A 26796-nucleotide genomic window follows, 5' to 3' on the forward strand; every position below is an offset into this window, starting at 1 on the left:
CTATCGCTTGGCGTTAACGAGTGCATTTATTACTATTAATATGCTGGCACCAAGACATACGAAAGACCAGCCGCCTAAGTGGAATAGAAGAATGCCAATTGCTGAGCCGATGGCTCCTCCGATGAATGTGGATGTCATGAAAACGGTATTAAAACGATTTCTAGCTTCTGGTTTTAACGAATAAATAAGCGTTTGATTACTGATTTGTAAAGCCTGATGGCCTATATCAATTAATATAATGCCGATAATTAATAAAAAAATGCTGCTGCCGGTAAAGTAAAAACCAATATATCCTAGTAATTGTAGGAATAATCCTACTAATGAAATTTTCTTTACTACCGCAAGACTTCCACTACTATTCTTTCCCACAAGGGGTGCAGCAAGCGCTCCCGAGGCACCAATGATACCGAATAAGCCAATCTGTACCGTATTATATTCAAAGGGGGGAGATGACAAGAAAAGTACCATTGTTACCCAAAAGGCGCTTATAGTAGCAAATGATAACGCATTACTTAAAGAAGCCATTCTTAGTTGCGGAAAGCTTTTTATATAATGAAGAACGGAAAACATTAAATCTTTATAACTGCCTTTGTAAGAGGGTTTGCTTTCCGGAAAAATACGCTGTATCATTAACACTATAATAAAACATATGGTAGCCGCTGTAAAATACATTTGTCTCCAACCAAATGCATAACCTATATAACCGCTCAATGATCTGGAAGAAACAATCCCGATCAGTAAACCACCCATAACTATCCCAATTACATTACCTCTTCTTTCATCAGAAGCCAGTCCTGCTGCTAAAGGAATAATCAACTGCGGAACGATGGAGAAAAGCCCTATTAAAAAACACAATATTTGCATAAGTAAGAACGACTTGGTAAAAGCAGCACCTAATAACGCAACTACCGAAATGGTTGTTGTAATAATAATTTGCTGTCTCTTTTCTAAAAGATCTCCCAAGGGAACAAAGAGCAGTAGCCCGGCGGCATAACCCAGCTGTGTAATATAGGTTATGCTACCGGCTTCCGTTTCGCTGATGGAAAAATCACGGGCTATAAGCGGAAGAAGAGGTTGACAGTAATACAAATTAGCTACGATCAGGCCGCAGCACGCGGCCATAAACAGCGTAAGGTGTTTCATAAGATTGGTATAAATAGCTCTGTCAATCTAGCGCTGAAAAAGACTGAAAAATGATCATTATTTTATAAATGTTCTAAAATCCTGACCATCTTCGATTTTTAGCAACACCTCATAAATTAAGCTGATTACATTATCAACATCTTCTTTGTGGATCATTTCAACAGTGGTATGCATATAACGTAGTGGTAGAGATATCAATGCAGAAGGAACGCCTCCATTTGAATAAGCAAAAGCGTCTGTATCTGTTCCTGTAATACGAGATGAAGCTTGTCTTTGAAAAGGTATTTCTCTTTCAGTTGCAGTTTCTATTAATAATCTATTTAGATTTATCTGAACAGAGGGTGCATAAGATATAACCGGACCTTTTCCGCAAGCAAGATCACCTTGTGTAATTTTATTTATCATTGGTGTCTGTGTGTCATGTGTAACATCTGTTACAATAGCTACATTTGGCTTTATCTTTTGTGTAATCATTTCTGCCCCGCGCAAGCCAACCTCTTCTTGTACTGCATTAACAATATACAAACCGAAAGGAAGTTCTTTTTTGTTTTCTTTTAATAATCGCGCAACTTCTGCAATCATGAAGCCTCCAGCCCTATTGTCCAATGCTCTTCCCACATAATACCTATTATTAAGCATCATAAATTCGTCTTCATAGGTGATAACGGATCCTACATGTATACCAAGCTCTTCCACCTCCTCTTTGCTGGTACATCCACAATCCAGAAAAATATTTTTCAAGGTAGGAGCTTCCTCTTTTTCACCACTTCTGGTATGGATTGCCGGCCAGCCAAAAACAGCTTTTACAACGCCTTTGTCTCCATGAATATTTACGCGTTTAGAGGGGGCGATTTGATGATCAGAACCACCATTTCTAATAACATAGAGCAAACCATCATTAGTGATATAATTCACAAACCATGATATCTCATCTGAATGAGCTTCTATAACTACTTTATAAGATGCTTTGGGATTGATTACACCTACAGCAGTTCCATAATTATCAATAAATGTTTCATCTACATAAGGTTTAATATAATCCAGCCAGAGGCGTTGTCCTTCCCATTCGTAGCCGGTTGGTGAAGCATTGTTAATGTATTTTTCAAAAAAATTTAAGCCTTTTTTCAAAACAATAGGCGTATGTTTCTTTTCTACAGTAGTCGTTTTTGTTTTTGCCATAATAATATCTATGCTTTTCTGCTTTATGCAAGGGATACATAAAAACATTTGAGTAAGCAAAAGTACAAAAAAAACTTACGAAGATTTAAGATACGCACTAAGTAGTTTAATGTTGAGAATGTAATTTGTTGGAGAGGCTGGCAAATAGGATATGGTGGGTTATTAAATGTTGAAAAACTAAAGACTGAAAATAAGTATTAACTTTGGTAGTTGTCTGGATCGGCCAACATTTAAAAAAGCTTTGTAACTTTACCCACAAAAGAATCCTTTATATGACAAGCAATGTTAATATTCCTCGATTAGATTTATTAGATTTTGTTGAGGGAACACCAGCGCAGAGAGAGCAATTTTCTAATGATATAGGAAAAGCATTCACGGAGACCGGTTTCGTAACCATCACTAACCATGGAATGGATAAAGCCTTAATAGAAGAACTTTACGCAACTGTTCAGCAATTTTTTGCGTTACCTGTGGAAAAAAAGAGTGCGTATGAAGTGCCCGGCTTGGCGGGCCAAAGAGGCTACACTTCTAAAGGGAAAGAAAAAGCAAAAGATGCCCACACACCCGATTTAAAAGAATTTTGGCAAAGAGGGCAAACGGTTATAGGGGATGATGAACTTGAAAAATCTTATCCGGAAAATGTAAAGGTACAGGAGCTGCCAAGATTTGATGCGGTGACGGGGGAAGTTTATCGGCGCTTGGAAATAGCCGGTAGATCCTTACTTAAAGCAATTTCGTTATATCTGGGGCTTGATGAAGATTATTTTGAAGATAAGGTAAAAAACGGCAATTCAATATTACGTGCTATTCACTATTTTCCCATTGAAAATCCTGAAGCGATTTCTCCCGATGCAGTGCGTGCTGGTGCGCACGAAGATATAAATCTTATTACGTTGTTAATTGGGGCAAGTGCTGACGGATTGGAAGTGCTGACACGAAGCGGCGATTGGTTCCCGGTTAAGGCTTACGGCGAAGATATTGTGGTAAATGTAGGAGACATGTTACAGCGTCTTACCAATAACAAGCTAAAGTCAACCACCCATCGAGTAGTTAATCCTCCAAGAGAATTGATGAAGACTTCGCGTTATTCGGTGCCGTTTTTCTTACATCCAAAAGCAGATATGAATTTAGCTGCGTTAGAAAGCTGTGTAGACGAAATACATCCTAAAATATATCCTGATTGCACGGCCGGTGAATACTTAGATGAACGGCTACGAGAAATAGGGTTAAAGATGTAGCAGAAGAGATAAGAGGTATTGGAATTTATCGTTTCATCCTTAGCACAATACCTCTTATCTTTTTACCCTAGTCCAAAACAGAGGTACTTTACCTCCACATACTCATCAATGCCATATTTGGATCCTTCGCGACCTAAGCCGGATTGTTTAATGCCACCGAAAGGCGCAACAGCCGTAGATATCGCTCCTTCGTTAATACCCACCATACCTGATTCTAGCAGTTCAGCCACCCGCCAGCAACGTTTTATGTTTTCGCTGTAGAAGTAAGCCGCGAGTCCATATTCTGTATCATTGGCCATATTGATGCCCTCTGCTTCTGTATTGAACCTGAATAATGCTACTACTGGTCCAAATGTTTCTTCCTTCGCTATTTTTGCATTTAAAGGCACATCAATTAAAACGGTAGGTTCGTAGAATAAACCGTCAAGTGATTTTGCCCCAGTGGTTGCCTTCGCTCCCTTCCCGATGGCGTCATCTACATGTTCAATCACCTTCTCCAGCCCCTCCTTATTAATAAGAGGCCCCACTTTTACATCTTTTTTTAAGCCATTACCGATCTTAAGTTTAGACACTGCTTGGGTAATTTTTTCGGCAAAAGCATCATATATCTTATCCTGTACTAAAAATCTGTTAACAGCAACACAGGTCTGTCCGGAATTTCTGAATTTTGAGGCAATAGCACCTTCAACGGCTGCTTCGATATCTGCGTCATCAAATACGAGAAATGGTGCATTGCCACCGAGTTCAAGTGAGATTTTTTTTACGGTTGAAGAAGCGTTTGCCATTAATACTTTACCCACGGCGGTTGATCCGGTAAAGGAGAGTTTGCGTACTTTCTCGTTTGTACTTAATAACTCACCAATTCCTTTAGAATCTTTAGAAGTAATGACATTGAAAACACCGTCCGGTAAGCCTGCTTCCTTCGCTAAGTGGGCGATGGCAATTGCCGTTAAAGGAGTTTGAGAGGCAGGTTTTAAGACTACGGTACAACCTGCTGCTAAGGCCGGCGCAACTTTACGGGTTACCATTGCTAAAGGAAAATTCCATGGAGTAATCGCGGCAACTACCCCTACAGCCTGTTTCATGGTGACAATTTGTTTTCCTTTATTTGGCGCGATAATTTGATCACCATACATCCGAAAGGCTTCTTCCGCAAACCAGGTAATAAAAGAGCCACCATATTCCACCTCTATTTTGCTTTCATTTAATGGCTTTCCGGATTCCATCGTCATTATTTCTGCAATTTCCGTGCTATGTTTAACGATGAGGTTATACCATTTTCTCAGTATTTCACTTCTTTCAAGTACATCTTTAGAACGCCAAGTCGACCATGCGCCATTCGCAACGTTTATTGCCTTTTCTGCTTCTTTTACACTGAGGTCTGTTACGGCGATGACACATTCTCCTGTTGCCGGATTAATAACATCGAAAGTCTTTCTGCCCTTTACCTCTTTTCCATTAATGAAAGCAGTGCCTTTAATCAATTTGTTTTTTGTTTTCATCCGTGATAAAATTAAATTTCTCCATGTCGATGTGCATGTACCACCGACTGATCGTTGCCTGTGTATTTCTTATATGTCTGATTCCTTTTTGTAAGGCAACATAAAAAGTAACAGTTGTACAATCGTATGGTTTTCGAATTCAAATTAACAAAAACACCTGTATATGGTATTACAGATAATAAAACTTTGCGAAAATTATAGAACTAAAGTCCTTATCTTTGTATCCGTTTAAGCAAAAGCATGGAATTGCATTTTGATAGCTGTAAAGGTAAATGCTGAAATTACGATTGATTTCTATAATAGTATTACTCATGGCGTTTTGCCATGCATTTGCTGTCCAAGATAGTTCTACCAATAAGTCGCAGGATAGCACCTATCGTCCGCAAAAGAAAATATCTTCTTCCTTGTCGTTGAAACGTTTGGTTCAAGATTCCGCACGATTTGCCAGAGCACTGGAGAAACAGCGAATAAAGGACTCTTTAGAGCGGAGAGAAGATTCCTTAGCAGCCGTTCGAGATTCTTTGATGCTGCAATATATAAAACCCCTTTCTGATAAGCGGAAAAATTATTTTTTGGACAGCTTAAAAAAGGTTTATATCATACGTGATGCTAATTCGTTAAACTGGGGAAAGGATATCATTTATGCGAGCACAAAAAAATTAGGAACAGCAAAGGTGTATCGTGAACCGTGGATTTTGATAGCTGTATTTTCTCTTGTGTTATTTTTGGCGCTTATTCGAATTTCTTTTATAAAAGATTTGCAGGCGATAGCAACATCCTTTTATAGTAATCGCGTTTTATTGCAGATAAGTAAAGAAGATAATTTAATCACTTCGTGGCCCTTTGTGTTTTTATATTTGCTTTTTGGATTTACGACCGGATTATTTCTCTACTTATATGTTAGTTACTATCACTTTAGGACGGGATATAATAATGTAGGTCTGTTCTTTACAATTTCTGGCATTGTATTGATTTTGTTTGTGCTAAAAATCGTTATTACAAGAGGAATAGGCTTTGTTTTTGGTGTTCAAAGGCTCGTAAGAGATTATATATCTATATTATATTTAAGTTATTTTAATGCTGCTCTAATTTTTATTCCTTTACTTTTGGTGCTAAGTTTAGTGCCAGCTTCCCTTATAAATGCTTGGATTATAATTTCTTGTGTGTTTGTTCTGTTAGTGTTTGCGATGCAGTTCATAAGGGCTTCAGGTACTGTGTTAAAAAGCTATCAATTTTCAAAGTTTTATTTATTTATTTATCTTTGCACCCTCGAAGTTGGTCCAATACTTATTTTGATTAAGTTGTTAGGCATTTAACCGAACTAAAATAAACACACGTGGCAGCAGAAGACAGAGAAAAAAAAGTAAAAAGTATCTTAGTAACTTTACCAAGACCTGAAAACGATAAATCACCTTACTTTGCTTTAGCAAATAAATACAATCTAAAAATAGATTTTAGAGCATTTATTCACGTTGAAGGTGTTCCGGCAAGGGATTTTAGAAAAGAAAAGATTAACCTGGCAGATTTTACAGCAGTAATCTTTACTAGTAGAAATGCGGCAGACCATTTTTTTAGAATATGCGAAGAAATGCGTTATGAGGTCCCTGCCGATTTGAAGTATTTTTGTTTATCAGAAACCATAGCATTGTATTTGCAGAAATACATTCAATACAGGAAGCGTAAAATCTTCTTTGGAAAGCAAACGGCTCAAGATTTAGAAGAGGTATTAAAGAAGCATGCGAAAGAAAAATTTCTTTACCCATGCTCTGATGTTGCCAGTGAAGAGACGCAAAATTGGTTGCAGGAAAATGGATATAACTTTACGCCGGCTGTTTTATTTAGGACGGTGGTAAGTGACCTTACTGATCTGGCCGATGTTTTTTATGATCTAATCGTCTTCTTTAGTCCGTCAAGCATACAATCGTTGTATGAAAATTTCCCGGATTTTAAGCAAAATGATACACGTATTGCTGCTTTTGGGCCAACCACACACCAAGCGATTGCAGATCGTAATTTAACTTTAGATATCGCTGCGCCTACACCAGAATCTCCCAGTATGACCATGGCTGTTGAACAGTATATTAAGAAAGTTAATAAGTAGTAAAACGCAAATAATATTAATTTTTGTGTCCAGAACTTCTAAAAGGTTCTGGATTTTTTTTGCTCAAATGGTACAAAAAACCAAAAATAAAATATAAATAATGAACAAAATGAACAAAGTATCACCTCTTAAGTCAATTTATATTTGTTAGGAGACCGCTAAGTTTGAAATGTCATATTTTGTTAAAATATGTGGTTGGTTTTGAGGTTGTTATCAATTAAATATGAGGAAAATTTACTACTGTTACTTCGTTTTAGTGTCGTTAGTGCTTGTTTTAGGATGTGGGAATCGAAAAGCAGGCGGCGAACTTACAGGGGTTAGGTTAAAAGGAATAAAAGCAAACAAGGCGCCCAAAGGTATGGTTCTCATTCCTGCCGGTTCATTTATAGCTGGGTTATCTGATGAAGACATTACCAGTGCCCAAATTGCGCAAAACAGGCAATTTACGCAATCTGCATTTTTTATGGATGAAACAGAAATCTCCAATAGTCAATATAGACAGTTTGTTAATTGGGTACGTGATTCAATTGCAATCACGCAATACTTAAATGATCCCTCTTTTTTTGTACAAAATGCTGAAGGAGATAATGGTGGGCAACGATTTATAGATTGGTCTAAAGTAGGAGATGGCACTGGCGTATGGGGCAAAAAGAATGATAATAAAGACGCATTAAACCAAATGTATTATCAGGGAGATGACCGTATATTCGGTAGAGATGAGTTGGATGTCCGATTACTTAAATATCACTATGAAATCTATAACCATCGAATGGCTGCCGCTAACAAAAATAACAAATCGATGCGGAGATCTGATTTCATCATTCGTGATACGATAGGTATTTATCCCGATACATTAGTATGGTTAGCTGATTTCTCCTATGCTCAAAATGAGCCACTCGTTGAGGGGTATTTTTCTCATCCGGCTTTTCAAGACTATCCCGTAGTAGGAGTTAACTGGCGCCAAGCAAGAGCCTTTGCTGTTTGGCGCACCCGGTTATACGAGAATTATGCTCAAAAGGTAGGACTACCACGTTTATCTAGATTATCCTATGAACTACCTTCGGAGCATCAGTGGGAATATGCCGCAAGAGGCGGATTGAACGGAGCCCCTTATCCTTGGGGAGGGCCGACCATTCGAAATGCAAAGGGATGTTTAATGGCAAATTTTAAACCAGGACGAGGTAATTATGCAGACGATGGTGGAGCGTATACTGTTCCCGTTCATTCATATTTTCCGAATGATTATGGTTTATACAATATGGCCGGTAATGTAGCGGAATGGACAGCGTCCTCTTTTGAAGAATCCTCTTCTTCATTTGTACACGATATGAACCCAACGTATTCTTATGAAGCAAAAGCAAACGATGCTGAAATATTGAAACGTAAAGTAGTTCGAGGAGGCTCGTGGAAAGATATAGGCTATTTTTTACAAAACTCCACGCGCACTTATGAATATCAGGATACTGCTAAGTCATATATCGGTTTTAGATGTGTAACCTCTTATGCAGGACGTGATTTATAGAATGATAGAAATGAAGAGATTGTTTTTTATTTTGGCTTGTATGGCGTTTGTATGTAAAACATATGGGCAGCAGGAAAATCTATCGAATAGTGTTACACCCATTCAAGATGGTCCACCGGTAGATGGTTATTATGAGAAGTCTGATATAGAAAATCGCAAGGTAATTCCTTATTCGCATATTAGAAGTGTGGATGTGATGTATAGCAAACGTGTTTGGCGAGAAATCGATTTGAGAGATAGGTTAAATGCAAGTTTCGCCTCTCCAAAATCCAGATTAATAGATATTCTCATGAAGGCGATAATGGCAGGAGAATTAACAGCGTATGACCCTATTCCAACGAAAGAAGATCCAAATGGAGATAGCTTTAAAACACCTTTAGATCCATCAAAATTAATGAGTAATATTGCTGATAGTGTGTTTGTGCCGGAGTTTGATAATGAAGGTAATCAAATAGGCGGACAGTTTCAATCTGGTGAATTCAATACGGATAGTATCTTTAAATTTAGAATTAAGGAAGATTGGATTTTCGACAAACAACGTTCGGTATTTGAACCGCGCATTATTGGAATCGCACCATTAATTCCTATTAAGGCGGCAGATGTGTATTTAGATCCCCAACCAGCTTTTTGGGTTTATTTTCCTGAAGCCCGCCACATCCTTGTTAATAAGGAAGTTGTTAATAGAAACAATGATGCAACAGGTTTGAGCTACGACGATGTTTTTATAAAGAGAATTTTTTCGAGCTATGTAGTAAAACAATCAAATCCAGAGGATTTACGTATTAAAGATTATAAAGAAGGGGTGGATAGGTTATACGAATCTGAAAAGATTAAACAGACGTTACTAAACTATGAACACGATTTGTGGAGTTATTAGTTGTTAGTTCTTCGTTATTCATAGTTGGTTCTTCGTTAGCAGAAAAATTATTTGGGTTCTATTTGATTTTCTGCTACGTGTTCATTGAAGTATTCTAACACGGCATCTGCTTGTTTTGTGCTGATTATCTGCATCAATTGCTCTTTAGAGGCTTCTTTTATTTTCTTGACAGATTTAAAGGTCAGCAATAGTTTTTCAGCGCTTGTTTTACCAATGCCGGCAATCTGTTCGAGCTCTGTTTGAAATGTCTTTCTGCTTCGCTGGTTTCTATGGAAAGTAATTCCAAAGCGGTGCGCTTCATCACGAAGGTGTTGGATAACTTTCAGTGTTTCAGATCTTTTGTCTAAGTAAAGTGGGTACTGATCCCCCGGATAATAAAGCTCCTCTAATCGTTTGGCAATCCCTATAACGGTTACCTTCCTATCGATCCCTAATTTTTTTAAACTCTTTAATGCCGAAGATAATTGACCTTTACCACCATCTATGATAATCAGTTGTGGTAATGATTTTTCTTCCTCTAACATTCGTTTATATCGGCGATAAACGGCTTCCTCCATCGTAGCGAAATCATTAGGTCCTTCCACCGTTTTAACATTAAAGTGTCGATAATCTTTTTTAGATGGTTTTGCATCTTTGAATACAACAATTGCCGATACAGGATATTTACCCTGAAAATTAGAATTATCAAAGCATTCAATATGTTTTGGTAATACATTCAATCGCAGGTCATCCTTCATTTTATTAAGAAGCCTTTCCGTTTTGATCTCCGGATTCAATTTTTCGTACTGGTCGAGACGTTCCCGCTTAAAGAAACTTACATTTTTATAGGAAAGGTCTAATAATTTTTTTTTATCGCCTAACTGCGGAATGGTTTGTTTGAAATTTGGACTTTCTACATCTAACGCAAACGGTACAATGATTTCATTTGAAGTACTATTAAAACGCGTTCTAAGTTCTTGGACAGCTAAGCTCAACAATTCCTGATCACTTTCATCAAGACGTTTTTTTAACTCGATTGTTTGCGTCTGTATGACCGTTCCATTCATTACCTTCAAGAAGTTTACAAATGCGTAGCCCTCCTCAGAAGCAATATTGAATATGTCAACGTCGTTTATTGTATTGCTAACGATGGTTGACTTGCTTTGGTAATTACTCAGTAAGTCCAGTTTTTGTTTAAGTGCGTGTGCGCCTTCAAAATCTAGATGAGCTATTGCCGAATCAAGATTTGCCTTTAATTGCTTGAATACGATACCCGTTTTTCCATTAAGAATATCTTTTATGTTATCGATATTGGCATTATAATCATGTTCATGTTGAAAAGCTTGACAAGGCCCCTTGCAATTTCCTATTTGATATTCAAGGCAAACTCTGAATTTTCCCTGTTCAATATTTGTTGGAGTTAAGGGAAGATTACAAGTTCGCAAAGGAAATAATTCTTTTATAACACCTAGGATGGCATGCATCATCCCCACAGATGCATAAGGGCCAAAATATTTTGATCCGTCTTTTATGATTTTTCGCGTCCAGAATATTCGTGGAAAACGTTCGTTTTTAATAACTATCCAAGGATAAGTCTTATCATCCTTGAGTAGCACATTATATCGAGGTTGATGTTTTTTTATAAGACTATTTTCAAGTAGCCAGGCATCGGTTTCGGTATCAACAATAGTAAAAGTAATTTTGTTGATTTTCCGTACCAGTACCCTAGTTTTAGCATTATGTAAATACTCATCCTTTAGAAAATAGGAGCTTACACGGTTCTTTAAGTCTTTTGCCTTACCGATATATATAAGTATTCCCTGTTTATCATAGTACTGATAAACACCGGGCCTGTGCGGTATTTTTTTTAATGCTTCCCGATAATCAAAAATATCCATGCTTAAAAATCCAATCGATCATCTATCTTCCGCTCATCTTCTGAAGGATAATCATATTGATATTTGCTACAATCCAATTCGCGTTGCAAACCTCCCGGCGGGAGTTCAAAATCTCCCTGCGAATATTTCAACTCTTTATCGGCGTACACCTTCTGCATGAAGAGTGCAAACATGGGGAGCGCTGCATTAGCTCCTTGCCCAAGTGCGGTTGTACTAAAGTGAATTGCTCTTTCCTCGGCACCTGTCCATACACCACTCACTAATTGTGGCGTAACTCCAATAAACCAAGCATCCGAGTTACTTTGAGAAGTACCGGTTTTACCACCGATTGGATTCATTAATTTATATTTCCAACGAACACGCTGACCGGAGCCTTTTTCTACTACACCCTTTAACATATCAACCATCACATAGGCAGATTGATCATTCATGACCACTTTCACTTTTTTTGTATGTTCATAAATTAAGGCACCGTTTTTATCCTCAATGCGTAACAGGTAGATAGGCTGTGTCCACACCCCATGATTCACAAAGGTAGAGTAAGCCCCAACCATATCATACACGGAAGCATCAAAGGTTCCTAAAGCGATTGATGGGTAAGCAGGAACATCCGTCGTTATGCCCATATTCTTAATCAGATTGGCAACATTTTGCGCTCCAACTCGTTGAATTACATCTGCAGTGGCCCAGTTCTGTGAATGCGCTAATGCAGTTTTTAAGGTAATAGGGCCTGCAACCGTACTTTCACTTTTAGGAGCCCATCCGTCTACATTGATAGGGGCATTAGGTACTTTAAAACAAGGAGAATAACCGTTATCAATAGCAACTGCGTAGGTGAAAGGTTTTGCGGTGGAGCCAGGCTGTCGCGCCCCCATTTTAACCTGATCGTATTTATAATGCGTAAAGTTAATACCTCCTACCCATGCCTTCACATAGCCGGTTTGAGGCTCCATAGACATCATAGCATTCCTAAGCATAAGTTTATTGTACTTGATGGAATCCATAGGTGTCATTGTTGTATCTAATTCACCTTTCCAACTGAATATACTCATCTTGGTGGGGCTGTTAAAATTCTTCTTAATTTCCTCATCAGACTGGTCTGCGTTTTTTAGCCAACGGTAGCGATCAGATTGTTTCACCGCCCTATCCAGCAGTACCTCTAAACCCTTGAAAGGATCTCTTCCTTTATACTGGTTATTGAAGGTCACCTGTAATTCTTTCATCATTGTTTTTTGCGCCTCTTCGGCGTATAACTGCATTCTAGAATCAATGGTGGTATAAATCTTCAATCCATCTCTATCTAAGTCATACGGTGTTCCATCTGCCTTTGTGATAGAAAGTTGGTTGAAAATGTTTTTGATGTCGGTTTTCAAAACAGCTCTTAAATAAGGCGCTATCCCATCACCATAAACGTTTGGTCTGAAAGTAAGCCCTAATGGTTTTTCCTTAAAAGAAGCAGCTTCGGCTGCCGTCAGAAAGCCTGATTTGCGCATATTGTCTAATACGGTATTTCGTCTGTTGATGGAATTCTTAGGATAACGGATAGGGGAGTAGATACCAGGGCCTTTTAACATACCTACTAAAACAGCCGCTTGTCCTGGGTTGAGTTCGCCGGGCGTAGTATTAAAATAAGTTCTTGCGGCCGATTTGATACCATAGGTGTTATAGGCACCAAAGTCTACCGTATTCAAGTACATAGTAAGTATTTCCTCTTTGGTGTAGTTTTGCTCTAGGCGAACTGCAATGATCCATTCTTGCAATTTTTGGATGAATCTTTTAGAAAACGATCTTGCTCGACCTTCTTCTTGGAAAAGGTTTAAAGCTAACTGCTGCGTGATTGTACTAGCGCCTTGCTTTTTTCCTATTAAATTATAAAATATAATGGTAAATGTACGCTTAAAATCAATGCCGGAATGTGAGTTGAATCGGATATCTTCTGTTGCAATAAGCGCTTTTATTAAAGCGGGTGATAATTCCTTATAGGTAACATTTGATCTGTTTTGAATATAATAAGTACCTAACACAGCACCATCAGCGGAAATTATTTCAGAAGAAAGATTACTTTTCGGATTCTCTAAATCTCTGAAGGAAGGTAGTTCTCCAAATAATCCAAGCCCAATACTTATTAAAAATAGAAAGCCTAAAATAATAAGCCCAACAAAAAATTTCCAAAAGGAAAGGGTGTAGCGCTTTATATCTTCGTTCGTTAGCTTGTTGTTTTGTTTTTTGGTATTACGTTGCATTTTTATTCTTATGACTTAGAGTTGCTCTTTGTATTTGATAAGGTAGTCGCTAACTTTATCAAAATCAGTAATTTCCTCTAAATATTTTTCAGTTATAATAAAGGGTTGATAATTTTCAGCCGGTATTTTCATGATCGTCTTTAGCTGCGGTGTAATTCTATCAAGGTAGATTTTGGCGTCTTCATAAGAGAAAAATTTTCCTATGTAAATCAACTGCAGCTCATCATCGACCTTTTTAAGTTGATGTGTGAGATTTTTATCTAAGTATTGACCTCTGTTAAATTGGCCAATGCCGTATCTTGAGGGACTTAAATTTACCTTTGCATTATCCACATTAATAACAAAGTAATAGATAGCAGAGTCTGGTAAGAGTTCTAGGTCCCTAAAACTGTTAATCTGTTGGCCTTGTTTATAGGATGCAATTTTGACTTTGCCTTGCAAATTGACTGTACTATTAAATGGTGTTACTTGTATGTTTTGCTGATTGCTCAAATTTCCTGCCAAAGACCTCCGGGGCGGCGGCGGTGTTTCCGCGCGATTAAATGTAAGCTCCGGCCATTTGGTTAAAACCGGTTCATCTACAAATTGCTCTCTACCGTCTTCAATATCCATTATTGCAATTTTTCTGTCCTGCAAAGATACTCTATTAGAATCAATATAGCTTAGGTGTTGCGTTAGTAAAGGCGAAATAAGCTTATTATCAGCGTAATCACTTTGAATTTTTTTCAATTCTTGCTCAAAGCTTTGTAAAGAGCTAGTCCTTCCTATAGCCAATGCTTTTAAATAAGCCATTTGTGCAGCAATATCAAGGTGGTTGTCTTTACCGAATACGATATTCAAACTGTCGGCAATTGCTATGACTTGCTCATAATCTTTATCAGCATACATATTATATGCGTCAATATAGATATTATTGAGCGTCTGTGATTCTTCTCCCAATTTGCTTAAATAGTTGGGGTCGTTTATAATTTTGGAATAGATCGATTCCGGTGAAGTGGTCAGCAGTTGATTTTTATACATATTTTTTCGTTGGTCGCCTAACTCAGTATACAATCTATATAGGTTGTATAGCACAAAGTCTTTTTCTTCAATGGAAGGAAAACGTTCTAGCAAGCTTGTATATATTTTTGCTGTTGCTTCTTTGTCTTTTAGATTGTCACGATAAATTTCTGCTAATTTTAAATATGATGCTATGATTTTATTATTTGATTCCCTTAAAGCAATTTCGGTTAGCGGAACGGCCTTTACAAAATCTTCTTTTGTTACGATAGCAGCGGAATCAGGCTGGTTAGCCTTATCTTCAGAATTGGCTAGCGGAATCTTTGTGTTATTTCCGGCTGCAAGAGAAGCTTGCTTGTTGCGGATTCGCCAGTTATCTTCCAATGATCTGTTGCCCCAACGTCTTTTGAATTCTGTAAGTCCATTACTAATAGCATTCGGGTTATTGAAATAAAAACGCTTATCTGTTGACTGCTTATTCGAAAAATTTGTTGCGTATTCAGGATTTGTTACCTCCTTTTGTTTGTTATTCTCTTTTTCTTTTTTAAGGGAGATAGCCACTTTTTCTTTACGTTCAAAAATACTGTCAATTGTTTCCAACCTTTCTTTTTCAGGGAGTTTAGCTAGATACTGCAGCTGGTCTTGTTCTGTAATAATGTTTAAGTGCTTAACGAGATCATCCAAGTTCGCTATCTTAGCCTGAATAATAGTGTATTGGGGAAAACTAGCATCTATTAGGGTAGCTGTGCTGTCGTAATAGTGTTTTGAGGTGTCATATGTAGCTTTATCAAAATAGATATCGGCCATTTTAAGGTACGTTGAAGCACGTTGAAAATTATTATTACTCGGCTCCCTGAGCGATAATTTATAATTTTTGATTGCCTCGTCTTCCTGATTGTGATTTAAATACGATTCGCCGATTATATAATATATCTGATCTGTAAAACCTTTGTTCTTATCATCTTTAAGCATTCTTTTTAGCCTTGAAACGGTACCAACAAGAGAAGAATCACCATAGTCTTTCTGCATAAATACCTGATTCAGTTCCGCATTGAATGCCATTTCATAAGAGGCATTGCTTTTAACAACTTTATCAAAATGCTTATTAGCCATCAAATAATCTCCAGTATCGTATAAGAGTTGACCTAAGATGTAGTGCCAGCGCAATTTTTCTTTCTTGTTACTGCTCGTATTAATCGCCAGATCTAGCATTTGAATCGCCCCATCTTTTTTATTTACTTCTAGATAGTAACGCGCTTGGCTGGCATATGTTATGGCTGACGGGTGTTTATTATTCCCGGCGGCAATAAATGCTGAGTCTAATACCTTTGAAGCTTGATCTAAATACCCTATTTGCATGAGTGATCGAGCCTTCCATGCAAGTGCAGGCTCTAACAGTTTTTGATTAGTAACGGTAATGGTATTGATCACATAAGAAAAAAATTCGGCTGCATTATAATAATTCCCTTTTTCATAATTGGCTTTGGCCATTAGAAAATAAGCATTGTTTATATATTTACTTTCACTTTTATCATTTATGATAGTAATTGATTTCTGGATAATGGAATCCATAAGTTTAGTGTTGCTTGCAATACTTGCTTCGTTTGGTTCAATAAATACAGGTAATGCATGCTGAAAATTAGGTTTTGTACTATTTATCCTGGTTTCTTCTGCCTCGTCAAGTAGCTTATTGGCATTATAAAGAATGTTAAACTTTGTCGTTATATTCTGACCAAAATTAGTTTTCTCAGCTTTCTCTTTCTTAGTAAAACAACTAGAAATCAACACCGTAAAAAAAAACAAAAATAAAAAAGAGAATCCGCTCGAATCTTTGAATAAAGGTTTTAACATAAACCAATTGGTATTTGACTGGCCGTTTATAAGTTTTTGTTGACGATACATCGGTTTTAAAAATATGTACAAAGTTAAACCTCTTCAGGCTTAAAATATAAGAGCTCCCTAATTTGTTTACTAAGTTTTTCTCTTTTTCTTTTAAAAGAGTATATAAATGTTAATAATATAAATCTAAGCAGGTTCAAAAAAGGCGCCTTGATTCGCAGTTTAAGAACCAAATGGTTTATAAACATAAATAAAATTTCTTCATTATAAAGATTATTTTTGGTTAAATAAGTGGTTTCCCAAAAGCTGTTTTGCGTTTTTTTGTGATCTTCTAAACAAGCTGTAACTTTAACAAACTTTTAGGTATATGGCTAAACAAGATTTTGATAAAGAAAGTGCTCCCTTAAAAAAGGAGCGGAATGCCTATGTTTATTACACTGGATTAGGTTTTCAGATGATTGCCACCATTGGCATTTTTGCATTTATAGGCTATAAGATAGATCTGGCTAAAAAGGGGGAAGTAGGTATTTACACTGCTATACTTTCCTTAATCGGCGTATGTGTAAGTTTGGTAGGGACGATCTGGTCTGTAATAAAAAAGAAATGAGCTGTTTTTCTTGTGCAATATCAGCGTTGTGTTGATTTCGATTTTTGCCTCTAATTTTCCACAATTCTAATGATTTGGCAGGTAAATATTATCTTCGTGCCAGCTATGTTAAAAGAAGAAATGACAATAGCGCGATTTACAACCCTTTACGTCCTTTATGGCATATTATTAGCCTTGGTGGCTTGGGGGTTGGAGCGCTTGTTTGTAAAGCAAGAAATACTTACAGATATTTTTTGGATCTCTTTTATTTTTTTATTTACACTAACCTATATTGCATACGTGGTGTCTTACGTAGGCGTGAAAAAAACACCCCAAACAGGAGTTTTTGCTATGATGGGGGGGGTTATTTTAAAGTTGCTTTTTGCTTTATCATTTGCATTGATTGTTATTATGAAACTTTCTGTAAACCAGCTAGTTTTTGCTTTAAATTATTTTTCTTTATATTTCTTATTTACACTCTTTGAAGTTATGTGTTTGTTACGTAACTTGCGCCACCAAAATAATAAGTAAAAATCACGGAATAGATGAAATTTAGCCACTTTTTGACTTCAAAAAAAATCGGAATTCTTGCGTTTCTTGCCGTTTTCTTCACTTTTTTGAATGTTAATGCCCAAAATCATGGTCAGGAGCATGCTACAGATTCAGCGGTAGTTGAACAGGTAGAAACCGGCCATCATGATAGCCATGAGGAAAAAAAATTCGACATCAATACGTTTATTTTTCACCATATTGGTGATTCGTATGAATTTCATTTCTGGGGGCATGGTGAAAACTGGACGGGCTTATATTTACCAGTAATTCTGTACACACCTAATGGTCTGGTTTGCTTCAGCTCTAAAGAATTTCATTTGAATGATGATGGAAGTGTAGTAGTAGAGAAAGCCGGCATGCGTTTCGCAAAAGCACACGGCAAGATTTACTATGCTGCTGAAGAGGCTGTTCATGGAAGCTATGTTCATCATGAAAAAAATGATAAGGGCAAAGAAGTCGTAACGAATACGCGTCCACTAGATTTTTCTATTACTAAAAACGTGTTTACGATCTTCTTTTCGGTGGCCTTATTACTCGTTATCTTCTTAACAGTTGCCAGCGGTTATAAAAAGCGCGAGGGGAAAGCACCTAAAGGTCTGCAGTCCGTTTTGGAGCCTATCATCATCTTTGTAAGAGATGATATCGCTAAGCCAAACTTAGGGCATAAATACGAAAGGTTCATGCCGTATTTATTAACGGTATTCTTCTTTATCTGGATAAATAATATGTTGGGATTGGTTCCTTTCTTTCCGGGAGGAGCAAACGTAACTGGGAATATTGCCATTACAATGGTACTGGCGGTATTTACACTGATTATTATCTTATTTAATGGAAATAAATATTATTGGGGGCATATTTTTAATCCGCCGGTGCCTTGGTGGTTAAAACCTTTAATGATCCCCGTGGAGATTTTCGGTATTTTCACAAAACCTTTTGCATTGATGATTCGTTTGTTTGCGAATATCACTGCCGGACACATTCTGGTGCTATCACTACTTTGTTTGGTGTTTATTTTTAGTTCATTGGCTGTAGCGCCTGTCTCTGTTTTCTTTGTGGTATTTATTGGCGCAATTGAATTATTAGTGGCCTTTATACAAGCTTTTATATTTACTATTTTATCTGCTCTTTTTATAGGAATGGCGATAGAAGAGCATGCTGATCATTAAGTATACATAAACATTATTGTTAAACTAAATATATAAATTAAAATGACTGGAACATTAGCTGCAATTGGAGCAGGTCTAGCTGCTATCGGCGCTGGATTAGGTATTGGTAAAATTGGTGGATCTGCAATGGAAAGTATTGCCCGCCAACCAGAAGCTGCTTCAAAAATTCAAACTGCGATGTTAATCGCTGCTGCCTTTATTGAGGCGGTTGCTTTATTCGCTGTTGTTGTTTCTTTGATCGCTGAGTAAAAAGAAGCATAAAAACTATTAAAAGAACCTATTTCCGGGATTGCCGCCTATAGGTTCTTTTTATGGTGTTTACTGTAAAACATTTAGGATAACAAAAGAATTTTAATCAATACATTAATATGGATTTACTTATTCCTGAAATTGGTTTAGTGTTTTGGCATACCATTTCATTTTTGCTCTTACTTTTCCTTTTAGCAAAATTTGCTTGGAAACCTGTCATGAAGGCTATCGGCGAGCGCGAGCGCTCAATAGAGAATGCTTTGGATGCCGCAGAAAAAGCAAAACAAGAAATGGCTCGTTTAACAAGCGAGAATGAGCAGCTTCTAAAAGAGGCAAGAGCGGAACGCGACCTAATTTTAAAAGAAGCAAAAGAAATTAAGGAACAATTATTGAAAGATGCGAAAGATCAAGCACAGGTGGAAGGTAACCGTATGATCGAGAAAGCGCGTATTGAAATCAATAATCAAAAAGCCATTGCAATGACTGACGTCAAAAATCAGGTTTCAAAACTTTCGTTAGAAATAGCCCGCAAAGTTTTGAATCAAGAACTTGCCGACAAAAGTAAACAAGAAGCTTTAGTTGGAACGCTATTAAAAGATATGAAATTAAACTAATCAGCTTTTAAGCTAATTTAGAAGATATGTCAGAATTTAAGGTTGCATCACGGTACGCTAAAGCTCTTTTAGATCTATCAATTGAACAGCATTCAACGGATCAGGTTAAGCAAAATATAGAGCAATTTATAGCAGTGCTGAAAGGTAATGCACAATTACAAGCTGTTTTAAAGAACCCTATAATTAACCAAGATAAAAAGAATAATATTCTTTCTATTTTATTTAAAGATAAATTCGATAAAACTGTAATTGGCTTCTTTAATATAATGGTGAATAAGGGACGTGCAGATATCTTATTTGGTACGGCCCAGGAATTTATCAGCGTTTACAATGAATATAAGGGGATTGTTCATGCAAAAGTTGTTTCAGCAGTAGCATTATCTGACGAAAATCTCCATGCATTGAAGCAATTAATAAAAACGTCCACTGGGCATGAAGTGCTATTAGAAAATACGGTAGATCCTGAATTGATAGGTGGTTTCGTTGTAACTGTTGGCGATAGGCAAGTAGACGTGAGTTTATTAGGCAGATTAAACAAATTAGATCGTGCTTTCCATGCTTAATCTGCAAAAAGCAAGATAACATATTATTAAAATATTAAAACGAAGATAAAACAATGGTAGAGGTAAGACCAGACGAGGTATCGGCAATCTTAAGGGAGCAATTGTCGAACTTTAAATCAGAAGCCGAGCTTGAAGAAGTAGGTACTGTACTCCAGGTGGGTGACGGTATTGCGCGCGTTTATGGCTTAACCAAGGTTCAATCAGGAGAGCTGGTTGAATTTGATAATGGATTGCAGGGAATTGTATTAAACCTTGAGGAAGATAATGTCGGTATTGTATTATTAGGCCCATCTGATGAGATTAAAGAGGGAGACACTATAAAACGTACTGATAAAATTGCCTCTATCAATGTAGGTGAAGGTATGTTAGGTCGGGTTGTTAATACATTAGGACAACCTATCGATGGCAAAGGACCAATAACTGGCAAAACATATGAAATGCCTATAGAGCGTAAGGCTCCTGGTGTTATTTATCGTCAGCCGGTAAACGAACCATTACAAACAGGTATCAAGGCAATCGATGCAATGATTCCTATTGGCCGTGGTCAACGTGAATTAGTTATTGGTGATCGCCAAGTTGGTAAAACTGCTGTATGTATTGATACTATCATTAATCAAAAGGAGTTTTATGATGCCGGACAGCCTGTTTTCTGTATTTACGTAGCGATCGGTCAGAAGAATTCTACTATTGCAGGGATCGTTCGAACATTAGAAGAAAAAGGTGCTTTAGCTTATACTGTAATCGTTTGTGCATCTGCTGCGGATCCTGCTCCAATGCAATTTTATGCTCCGATGGCTGGCGCTGCTATAGGCGAGTTTTTCCGCGACACCGGTCGTCCTGCACTAATTGTTTATGATGACTTGTCTAAACAAGCTGTCGCATATCGTGAGGTATCTTTATTATTGCGTCGTCCGCCAGGGCGTGAAGCATATCCAGGTGATGTTTTCTATCTTCATAGCCGTTTATTAGAGCGTGCCGCTAAGATAAATGCATCGGATGAGATTGCCCATGGTATGAATGACCTTCCCGCATCTATTAAGGATATCGTTAAGGGTGGTGGCTCATTAACAGCCTTGCCTATCATTGAAACGCAGGCTGGTGACGTGTCTGCTTATATTCCAACAAATGTAATTTCTATTACAGATGGCCAGATTTTCCTTGAGTCGAATTTATTTAATGCGGGTGTGAGGCCGGCAATTAATGTGGGTATCTCTGTATCGAGGGTAGGAGGTAGCGCGCAGATTAAATCGATGAAGAAAGTGGCTGGTACATTAAAGTTGGATCAGGCACAATATCGTGAATTGGAAGCTTTTGCAAAATTTGGTTCTGATTTAGATGCAGCGACGAAAGGTGTACTTGACAAAGGCGTACGTAACGTTGAAATTTTAAAACAAGGACAATTTGCTCCGGTAGCGGTTGAAAAACAGGTGGCAATTATTTATGCAGGGGTAAAGGGATTATTTAGAAGTGTTCCTGTAAACAAAGTGAAAGAGTTCGAAGCTAATTATTTACAACAGTTAGAGCTACGTCATCCTGAGGTCTTAAGAGATCTAAAAGCAGGTAAATTCACTGACGATATTACCGCGGTGCTAGATAAAGTAGCTAAAGAAATAGCTGCGAGTTATTAATTTTTGGTATCAAGATATAAGTATCAAGATGAAAGACTAAAGTATGGAGATTTGAAATATAGTCTCGGTACTTGTTACCTGATACTTGCTACTATATAAATATGGCTAATTTAAAAGAAGTAAGAAATCGTATAACATCTGTATCCTCTACTCAGCAGATTACACGTGCCATGAAGATGGTTTCGGCTGCAAAGCTAAAACGGGCGACGAATGCAATCGTTCAATTGCGGCCGTATGCAGAAAAGCTAAAAGAGATATTGGCTAATTTATCTGCTTCTGTAGAAGGAGGAGCGTCTCCTTACACGATAGAACGTAAGCCGCGCAAAATTTTACTTATAGTAGTAACTTCTAATAGAGGTTTAGCGGGTGCTTTTAATGCAAATGTTATCAAGGCTACTAACCTTTTAATTTCTGAAAAATATAGCGAACAGCATAAGAAGGGTAACGTAAAAATAATTGCTATAGGGAAAAAGGGGCAAGATTATTATAAGAAGAGAAAATATGAAGTGCTCGGTAATCATTCAGAGTTATTTGCGAAATTAAATTTTGAGAATGCGTCTGAAATTACAGAATTTGTTATGAAAGGCTTTTTGGATGGGGAGTATGACAAGGTTGAAGTACTTTATAATCAATTCAAAAATGCTGCCGTTCAGTTCTTAAAGGTAGAACAGCTTCTTCCCTTGTCTCCTTTGGAGAACGAATCGAAGAAAGAGGAAGCACAACTGGCTATTGACTACATTCTGGAGCCTTCAAAAGAAGAAATTATCGAAGAGTTAATTCCTAAGTCAATAAAGATTCAGTTATATAAGGCCATTCTTGATTCGCATGCTTCAGAACATGGGGCGCGTATGACAGCTATGGACAAGGCCACGGATAATGCTGGTGAATTGTTAAAGGCACTGAAACTGTCTTACAATCAGGCACGGCAAGCTGCTATTACAACAGAGCTTACAGAAATTGTAAGCGGTGCTGCAGCATTGTCTAATGGATAGTATTTTAGTATAAAATAAGAGGGCCTTCGTAAACACGAAGGCCTTTTGCATTTAATATCATTATCATAATGAGAGTTTTTTCTTTTTTGCTTGTCTTTTTTATATTGACTTTTGCAAGTGGGCAAGAGCATGCACGCGATAATACCAATGCCGTATTGTGGCAGCAACGGTCTGGTGAATACCGTGCTTTGTGTTTTCAAGCTTACAATTATGCACGTGTAAGCTTAGATAAACAGATGAAAAGAAGAACTAAGAAACCTAAGTGTATTATTGTAGACATAGACGAAACAGTATTAGATAATTCCCCTCAAAGCGGGAAATTACTGTTAATGGGAAAAAGCTTTGATTTGGCAGAATGGAAACAATGGACTGCTTTAGAGGGCGCAGATACCGTGCCAGGAGCATGTTCTTTTTTGAAATATGCTGCATCCAAAAAGGTAGAGGTATTTTATGTAAGCAATAGGGATCAAAGTGAGCTCATACCTACCATGAATAATTTGAATCGTTTTGGCTTTCCCTATGTTGATACAACGCATATGCTTTTTAGAGATGATACCTCTAATAAACAACATAGACGGGATCTGATAGCGGAAACACATCACATTATCATGCTTGTAGGAGATAATTTGAGTGATTTCTCAACAGTTTTCTATCAAGATGATAAAGATGTAAAAATAGAGGTTGATAAACTGGCTACCTTGTTTGGAACAGTGTATATTATGTTGCCAAATCCAATGTACGGCGATTGGGAGCAATCGTTATATGAGAAAAAAAAGAATCTCACCGAAAATGAGAAGGCCGAAATTAGAAAAGAAAAAATAATTGCATATTAATATTTTTGTTCTTCGATAATAAGTTTATTTTTGTACACAAACAAATTACTATGGCAAATTCAACAGAGCAAAGACCTCACGTTAGTACAGACAATAACGCCAATCAAACGCATTATTATGTAACTTTACTTATCGCTATAGCTTTTGGCTTGGCAGGTACCTTTTTTCGTTTTATTCAAGACTCATTTCTATTTACTTCTATCTCGAATATATTATTGATTATCGGCAGCTTTATTGCTTTCCGTACTGTATTCAAGATTATGAAATAAGTGAAAGAAAAATATTTTATAGGCAGCGTGGAGATTCTCCACGCTTTTTTTGTTTAAAACCTAAATCCGATTACTGTTTTCGATTCAGAACGCTTTGAAATGGTTAGGTTTAAAGCAAAGGACGAAAGAATAGTGGGCTTTGTTATTGAATTTCCGCACTGATAAAGATAAATCGAATTCAGGTTTAAAGACAATTAAACTATTGTTGATCGGCGCTGTCAAAGTATATAGAAGCTACTAAAACTCTTTGCAGTTTCGGTTTGTTATGCAAAAAATATAAAACGATGAAAGTAAGAATGATAGTTGTAATGCTACTCTTAATGGGGTATGGATTGCAAAGTTTTTGCGTAGAGCAAGATAGTGTACAATATATCCAAAAGCTAGAAATAAGTAAAAAGAAGAAAAAGACATTTTCAGTTAGACAGCAAGATTCTACTTTGGTTTTAAAAATAGATACATTGATATTAAATGATAAAGCTACTTTAGAGTTTTTTGGTAAAAAAAAGGTGGATTTACAAGTCAAATATGCGGAGATACCAAAACAGGCTTATATCGTTGGAACTGACAGCAAAAATAACGGCAGTGAAATAAATATAACTATTCACTTTGGCAAATTGGGATCATTATATGTATTAGCTGGAGGGCGTGATGCTAATAATGGTTCGCGCACATTTCCAAATGGCAATGGTGGTAATGTCACACTACATTACGATAAAAGGGGTATTGTCCCTCAACAAGAGAAGAAGGATCAGCCGGGGTATTTGCGTATTGATACGAAGGCTGGTGGTTATCGTGTAAATCCACAATCAGATTTATATAATATTTACAGCCAGATAGGCATGGGAATTCGATCCGGTGGCGGACGTCTGGGGGGAGTTCCTCAAGGTCAAATATATTCGGGATCTCCTGGAAAAGACGGTAAAAGCGAAGTTGTTGGATATTAATTTAAAAGCCATTGTCATTTTAATCCCTTATATTTTGAATCTTTCAGCAGTTGCTGGGCATCTGTCATGTGCAGCAGCTGATCAAGCTGAACTGACGGATGGTTCTCCATATATTTTTTAACTATCTGCCATCCTAAAAATATACCTAGCTTGGGTGCAGATTCGTGTTGGTTTCCAAGATCGGGAGTAAAAGGTGCATCTCCTAAATGTTTTTGGATTCTTTGATAGTCGGTATCAAATAGTAAATCTTCTTCTAGAAACCAAGCCCATATATCAGGCTGATAATTCGTAGCCCATGTCATTTGCTCTTTCGAGTAACCAATTTTTAAGCTATCCGGTAGTTTAGGCATTGTACGATCCATGAGGTACATGATTTTTCCGTTATAAATCATATACGATAATAAGTCTGGTTTCTTGAAAGTTGGTTCAGTATATAAAGTCTCTCTTAAATAAGTTTCTACTGTGCGAGGAACGATATTCTCAGGGGTAAACCTTCTTGAAATATAATAAGGAATACTCTTTATCAAGGCCGGATAGAATTTTGATTTTTTTCCTAAAAACATATCTAAACCAATCCCTATATATTCGTTGTTAAGCGGTGTTTGAACAGTGAAGCCAGAGAAAAAGGATATAAACCGAGGTATTTCAGCCTTAGGGAAATAATATTTCACATGCTTAAAGGCCATGCTTAATGCTTTCTCATATGGTGTTAAATCAGGATAAGTTTGAAGTGTGCTCTTTTTTAATTCGACAAAATCACGATTCTGTAATATTTGCTGGTAATTTTTGAAAAGTACTGCTGTGTCTTGTACATTGCCTGCCTGAAGTATTTTGGAGGTAAAATCGCTATAAAATTGGCCGTATTTTTTTTGCCATAAATGGTGTTTGGGTGGGATGTTAGCTAAAGTTAAACTGTCTAGAGCCTTGTCAAAACGTTCTATTTTAATTTGTAGATGAATGGCACTTAGATCTGGATCCTTTTGGCGACAGGAGACTAAACTAATAATCAAAAAAAAGAGGTAGATTTGTGCGTTTTTAGTTGTATATGGAGCCATGCTAAATGTTATAATACTTGCGAAAGTAATGATTTAAACACTAGATATAAATTACCCGTTCTAGAAAAAGAACAAAATTGAGTCCCGCTATTAACAAAAGACAAAGCGCTCAAGAACATATAAAAAAATGACTATGCCATTTAAAAATTTATCTTTATTTATCAGTATTCTTTCCTTTCTTTCTATTTCCGCAAAAGCTCAGGATTATAATAGTTCTACTTATGATAACAAAAGAGTTAGTATGGGAATTGCGATTTCTCCTAATTTGAGTTGGTTAAGGTATGGCGACTTTGATGTAAAGTCCAGTTCAGCTAAAGTTGGTTATAATTATGGATTAATAGCTGATTTCGCTTTTTCTGAGAATTACTATTTCTCAAGTGGTTTATTCATCGATAATTTGAGATCACAATCTCAAACATATCATTCGCAAGCCGATGGAAGCACAAATACGTTGACGAATAATTACCGGCTTCAATATGCAGAGATTCCATTTGGCATAAAGCTAAAAAGTACACAGCGTTATTATAGGAGTTATTATGGTCAGTTCGGGTTTACAATGGGAGTTAAATTAAGTGCTAAGCAGGAGATATTAAACGAGAATAGAGTAGTTGTACAGGAATCAAACAACATGAAGGGAGATGCAAATCTCCTAAGATTAGGGCTTCAAATTGGAGGGGGTGTTGAATGGCTATTGGATCATAACTTGCGATTAATGACCGGGCTTAGTTTTAATAACGGTTTTACCCGTGTCATCAAACATGGAAGTGCAAATAATTCTTATGTAGCCTTTAACTTTGGCATTTTGTTTTAACTACAAGAAAATTT

24 protein-coding genes are annotated in these 26796 nt (G+C 37.0%); 17 read left to right on the forward strand and 7 right to left on the reverse strand.

The annotated features are described in order from the left end of the window. Nucleotides 1-1143, reverse strand: a complete 1143-nt coding sequence (locus BMY50_RS23575) for an MFS transporter (RefSeq protein WP_093330106.1) — start codon at nucleotides 1141-1143, stop codon at nucleotides 1-3. A gap of 57 nt (nucleotides 1144-1200) precedes the next feature. Further along, the gene (locus tag BMY50_RS23580) at nucleotides 1201-2322 is read right to left on the reverse strand and encodes a M42 family metallopeptidase (protein WP_093330723.1); all 1122 of its coding nucleotides are present in this window, start codon (nucleotides 2320-2322) and stop codon (nucleotides 1201-1203) included. Nucleotides 2323-2594: 272 nt separating this feature from the next. Here BMY50_RS23580 and BMY50_RS23585 point away from each other — a divergent pair, with 272 nt between their 5' ends. Continuing rightward, a complete protein-coding gene (locus BMY50_RS23585) occupies nucleotides 2595-3560 on the forward strand; it encodes an isopenicillin N synthase family dioxygenase (RefSeq protein ID WP_093330111.1) in 966 nt (321 codons plus the stop codon). Nucleotides 3561-3622: 62 nt separating this feature from the next. Here the strand turns inward: BMY50_RS23585 and BMY50_RS23590 are convergent, their stop codons facing one another. Then, a complete protein-coding gene (locus tag BMY50_RS23590) occupies nucleotides 3623-5062 on the reverse strand; it encodes an NAD-dependent succinate-semialdehyde dehydrogenase (RefSeq protein ID WP_093330115.1) in 1440 nt (479 codons plus the stop codon). A gap of 311 nt (nucleotides 5063-5373) precedes the next feature. On the opposite strand from BMY50_RS23590, the gene BMY50_RS23595 reads away from it, so the two are divergent. The 4 genes from BMY50_RS23595 (at nucleotide 5374) to porN (ending at nucleotide 9562) form a co-directional block, all read left to right on the forward strand. Then, a complete protein-coding gene (locus tag BMY50_RS23595; RefSeq protein WP_162276663.1) occupies nucleotides 5374-6378 on the forward strand; it encodes a DUF4271 domain-containing protein in 1005 nt (334 codons plus the stop codon). Between the two features lie 20 nt (nucleotides 6379-6398). Next, complete coding sequence (locus BMY50_RS23600; protein ID WP_093330123.1) at nucleotides 6399-7163, forward strand: uroporphyrinogen-III synthase; 765 nt, start codon at nucleotides 6399-6401, stop codon at nucleotides 7161-7163. A 223-nt stretch (nucleotides 7164-7386) separates the two neighbouring features. Continuing rightward, nucleotides 7387-8685, forward strand: a complete 1299-nt coding sequence (gene porK / locus BMY50_RS23605) for a T9SS ring complex lipoprotein PorK/GldK (RefSeq protein WP_093330126.1) — start codon at nucleotides 7387-7389, stop codon at nucleotides 8683-8685. A gap of 10 nt (nucleotides 8686-8695) precedes the next feature. Next, nucleotides 8696-9562 carry a type IX secretion system ring subunit PorN/GldN gene (gene porN / locus BMY50_RS23610; protein ID WP_093330728.1) on the forward strand — a complete coding sequence of 289 codons (867 nt, stop codon included), beginning with the start codon at nucleotides 8696-8698 and terminating at the stop codon, nucleotides 9560-9562. Nucleotides 9563-9609: 47 nt separating this feature from the next. Here the strand turns inward: porN and uvrC are convergent, their stop codons facing one another. The 3 genes from uvrC to porW are packed head-to-tail and all read right to left on the reverse strand — an operon-like array spanning nucleotide 9610 to nucleotide 16532. After that, entirely contained in the window at nucleotides 9610-11439 is a 1830-nt protein-coding gene (gene uvrC, locus BMY50_RS23615; protein WP_093330131.1) for an excinuclease ABC subunit UvrC, read from the reverse strand. Nucleotides 11440-11441: 2 nt separating this feature from the next. Then, a complete protein-coding gene (locus BMY50_RS23620) occupies nucleotides 11442-13682 on the reverse strand; it encodes a penicillin-binding protein 1A (protein WP_093330136.1) in 2241 nt (746 codons plus the stop codon). Between the two features lie 15 nt (nucleotides 13683-13697). Continuing rightward, nucleotides 13698-16532, reverse strand: a complete 2835-nt coding sequence (gene porW / locus BMY50_RS23625; RefSeq protein WP_162276664.1) for a type IX secretion system periplasmic lipoprotein PorW/SprE — start codon at nucleotides 16530-16532, stop codon at nucleotides 13698-13700. A gap of 355 nt (nucleotides 16533-16887) precedes the next feature. Between porW and BMY50_RS23630 the strand changes: the two genes are divergently transcribed. The 11 genes from BMY50_RS23630 to BMY50_RS23680 all read left to right on the forward strand — a co-directional run bounded on the left by BMY50_RS23630 (nucleotide 16888) and on the right by BMY50_RS23680 (nucleotide 24916). After that, nucleotides 16888-17127 carry an AtpZ/AtpI family protein gene (locus BMY50_RS23630; protein WP_093330146.1) on the forward strand — a complete coding sequence of 80 codons (240 nt, stop codon included), beginning with the start codon at nucleotides 16888-16890 and terminating at the stop codon, nucleotides 17125-17127. A gap of 105 nt (nucleotides 17128-17232) precedes the next feature. Next, a complete protein-coding gene (locus BMY50_RS23635) occupies nucleotides 17233-17637 on the forward strand; it encodes a hypothetical protein (protein ID WP_238383869.1) in 405 nt (134 codons plus the stop codon). 14 nt (nucleotides 17638-17651) lie between these two features. Next, complete coding sequence (gene atpB, locus BMY50_RS23640) at nucleotides 17652-18824, forward strand: F0F1 ATP synthase subunit A (RefSeq protein ID WP_093330149.1); 1173 nt, start codon at nucleotides 17652-17654, stop codon at nucleotides 18822-18824. A gap of 42 nt (nucleotides 18825-18866) precedes the next feature. Then, entirely contained in the window at nucleotides 18867-19073 is a 207-nt protein-coding gene (gene atpE, locus BMY50_RS23645) for an ATP synthase F0 subunit C (protein WP_093330152.1), read from the forward strand. A 119-nt stretch (nucleotides 19074-19192) separates the two neighbouring features. Further along, the gene (locus BMY50_RS23650; protein ID WP_093330157.1) at nucleotides 19193-19687 is read left to right on the forward strand and encodes a F0F1 ATP synthase subunit B; all 495 of its coding nucleotides are present in this window, start codon (nucleotides 19193-19195) and stop codon (nucleotides 19685-19687) included. A gap of 26 nt (nucleotides 19688-19713) precedes the next feature. Further along, complete coding sequence (gene atpH, locus BMY50_RS23655; protein ID WP_093330162.1) at nucleotides 19714-20250, forward strand: ATP synthase F1 subunit delta; 537 nt, start codon at nucleotides 19714-19716, stop codon at nucleotides 20248-20250. Between the two features lie 53 nt (nucleotides 20251-20303). Beyond that, nucleotides 20304-21878: a F0F1 ATP synthase subunit alpha gene (gene atpA / locus BMY50_RS23660; RefSeq protein WP_093330167.1), complete on the forward strand. Its 1575-nt coding sequence runs from the start codon at nucleotides 20304-20306 to the stop codon at nucleotides 21876-21878. 101 nt (nucleotides 21879-21979) lie between these two features. After that, nucleotides 21980-22870 (forward strand): ATP synthase F1 subunit gamma, encoded by an 891-nt coding sequence (atpG, locus tag BMY50_RS23665; RefSeq protein WP_093330171.1) that lies wholly within the window; start codon nucleotides 21980-21982, stop codon nucleotides 22868-22870. 68 nt (nucleotides 22871-22938) lie between these two features. Beyond that, the gene (locus tag BMY50_RS23670; protein WP_093330176.1) at nucleotides 22939-23703 is read left to right on the forward strand and encodes a 5'-nucleotidase, lipoprotein e(P4) family; all 765 of its coding nucleotides are present in this window, start codon (nucleotides 22939-22941) and stop codon (nucleotides 23701-23703) included. 50 nt (nucleotides 23704-23753) lie between these two features. Next, nucleotides 23754-23972 (forward strand): hypothetical protein, encoded by a 219-nt coding sequence (locus BMY50_RS23675; RefSeq protein ID WP_093330179.1) that lies wholly within the window; start codon nucleotides 23754-23756, stop codon nucleotides 23970-23972. A 284-nt stretch (nucleotides 23973-24256) separates the two neighbouring features. Then, nucleotides 24257-24916, forward strand: coding sequence for a hypothetical protein (locus BMY50_RS23680; protein WP_093330183.1), 660 nt, complete (start codon nucleotides 24257-24259; stop codon nucleotides 24914-24916). 14 nt (nucleotides 24917-24930) lie between these two features. On the opposite strand, the gene gldB is transcribed toward BMY50_RS23680, so the two are convergent. Further along, nucleotides 24931-25971 (reverse strand): gliding motility lipoprotein GldB, encoded by a 1041-nt coding sequence (gene gldB, locus BMY50_RS23685; protein ID WP_093330187.1) that lies wholly within the window; start codon nucleotides 25969-25971, stop codon nucleotides 24931-24933. A gap of 133 nt (nucleotides 25972-26104) precedes the next feature. Between gldB and BMY50_RS23690 the strand changes: the two genes are divergently transcribed. Further along, on the forward strand, nucleotides 26105-26782 hold the full coding sequence (locus BMY50_RS23690) for an outer membrane beta-barrel protein (RefSeq protein WP_162276665.1): 678 nt from the start codon (nucleotides 26105-26107) through the stop codon (nucleotides 26780-26782). The last annotated feature ends 14 nt before the right edge of the window (nucleotides 26783-26796 follow it).

This window comes from Olivibacter domesticus, assembly GCF_900109575.1.
GTDB classification, from domain to species: Bacteria; Bacteroidota; Bacteroidia; order Sphingobacteriales; family Sphingobacteriaceae; genus Olivibacter; species Olivibacter domesticus.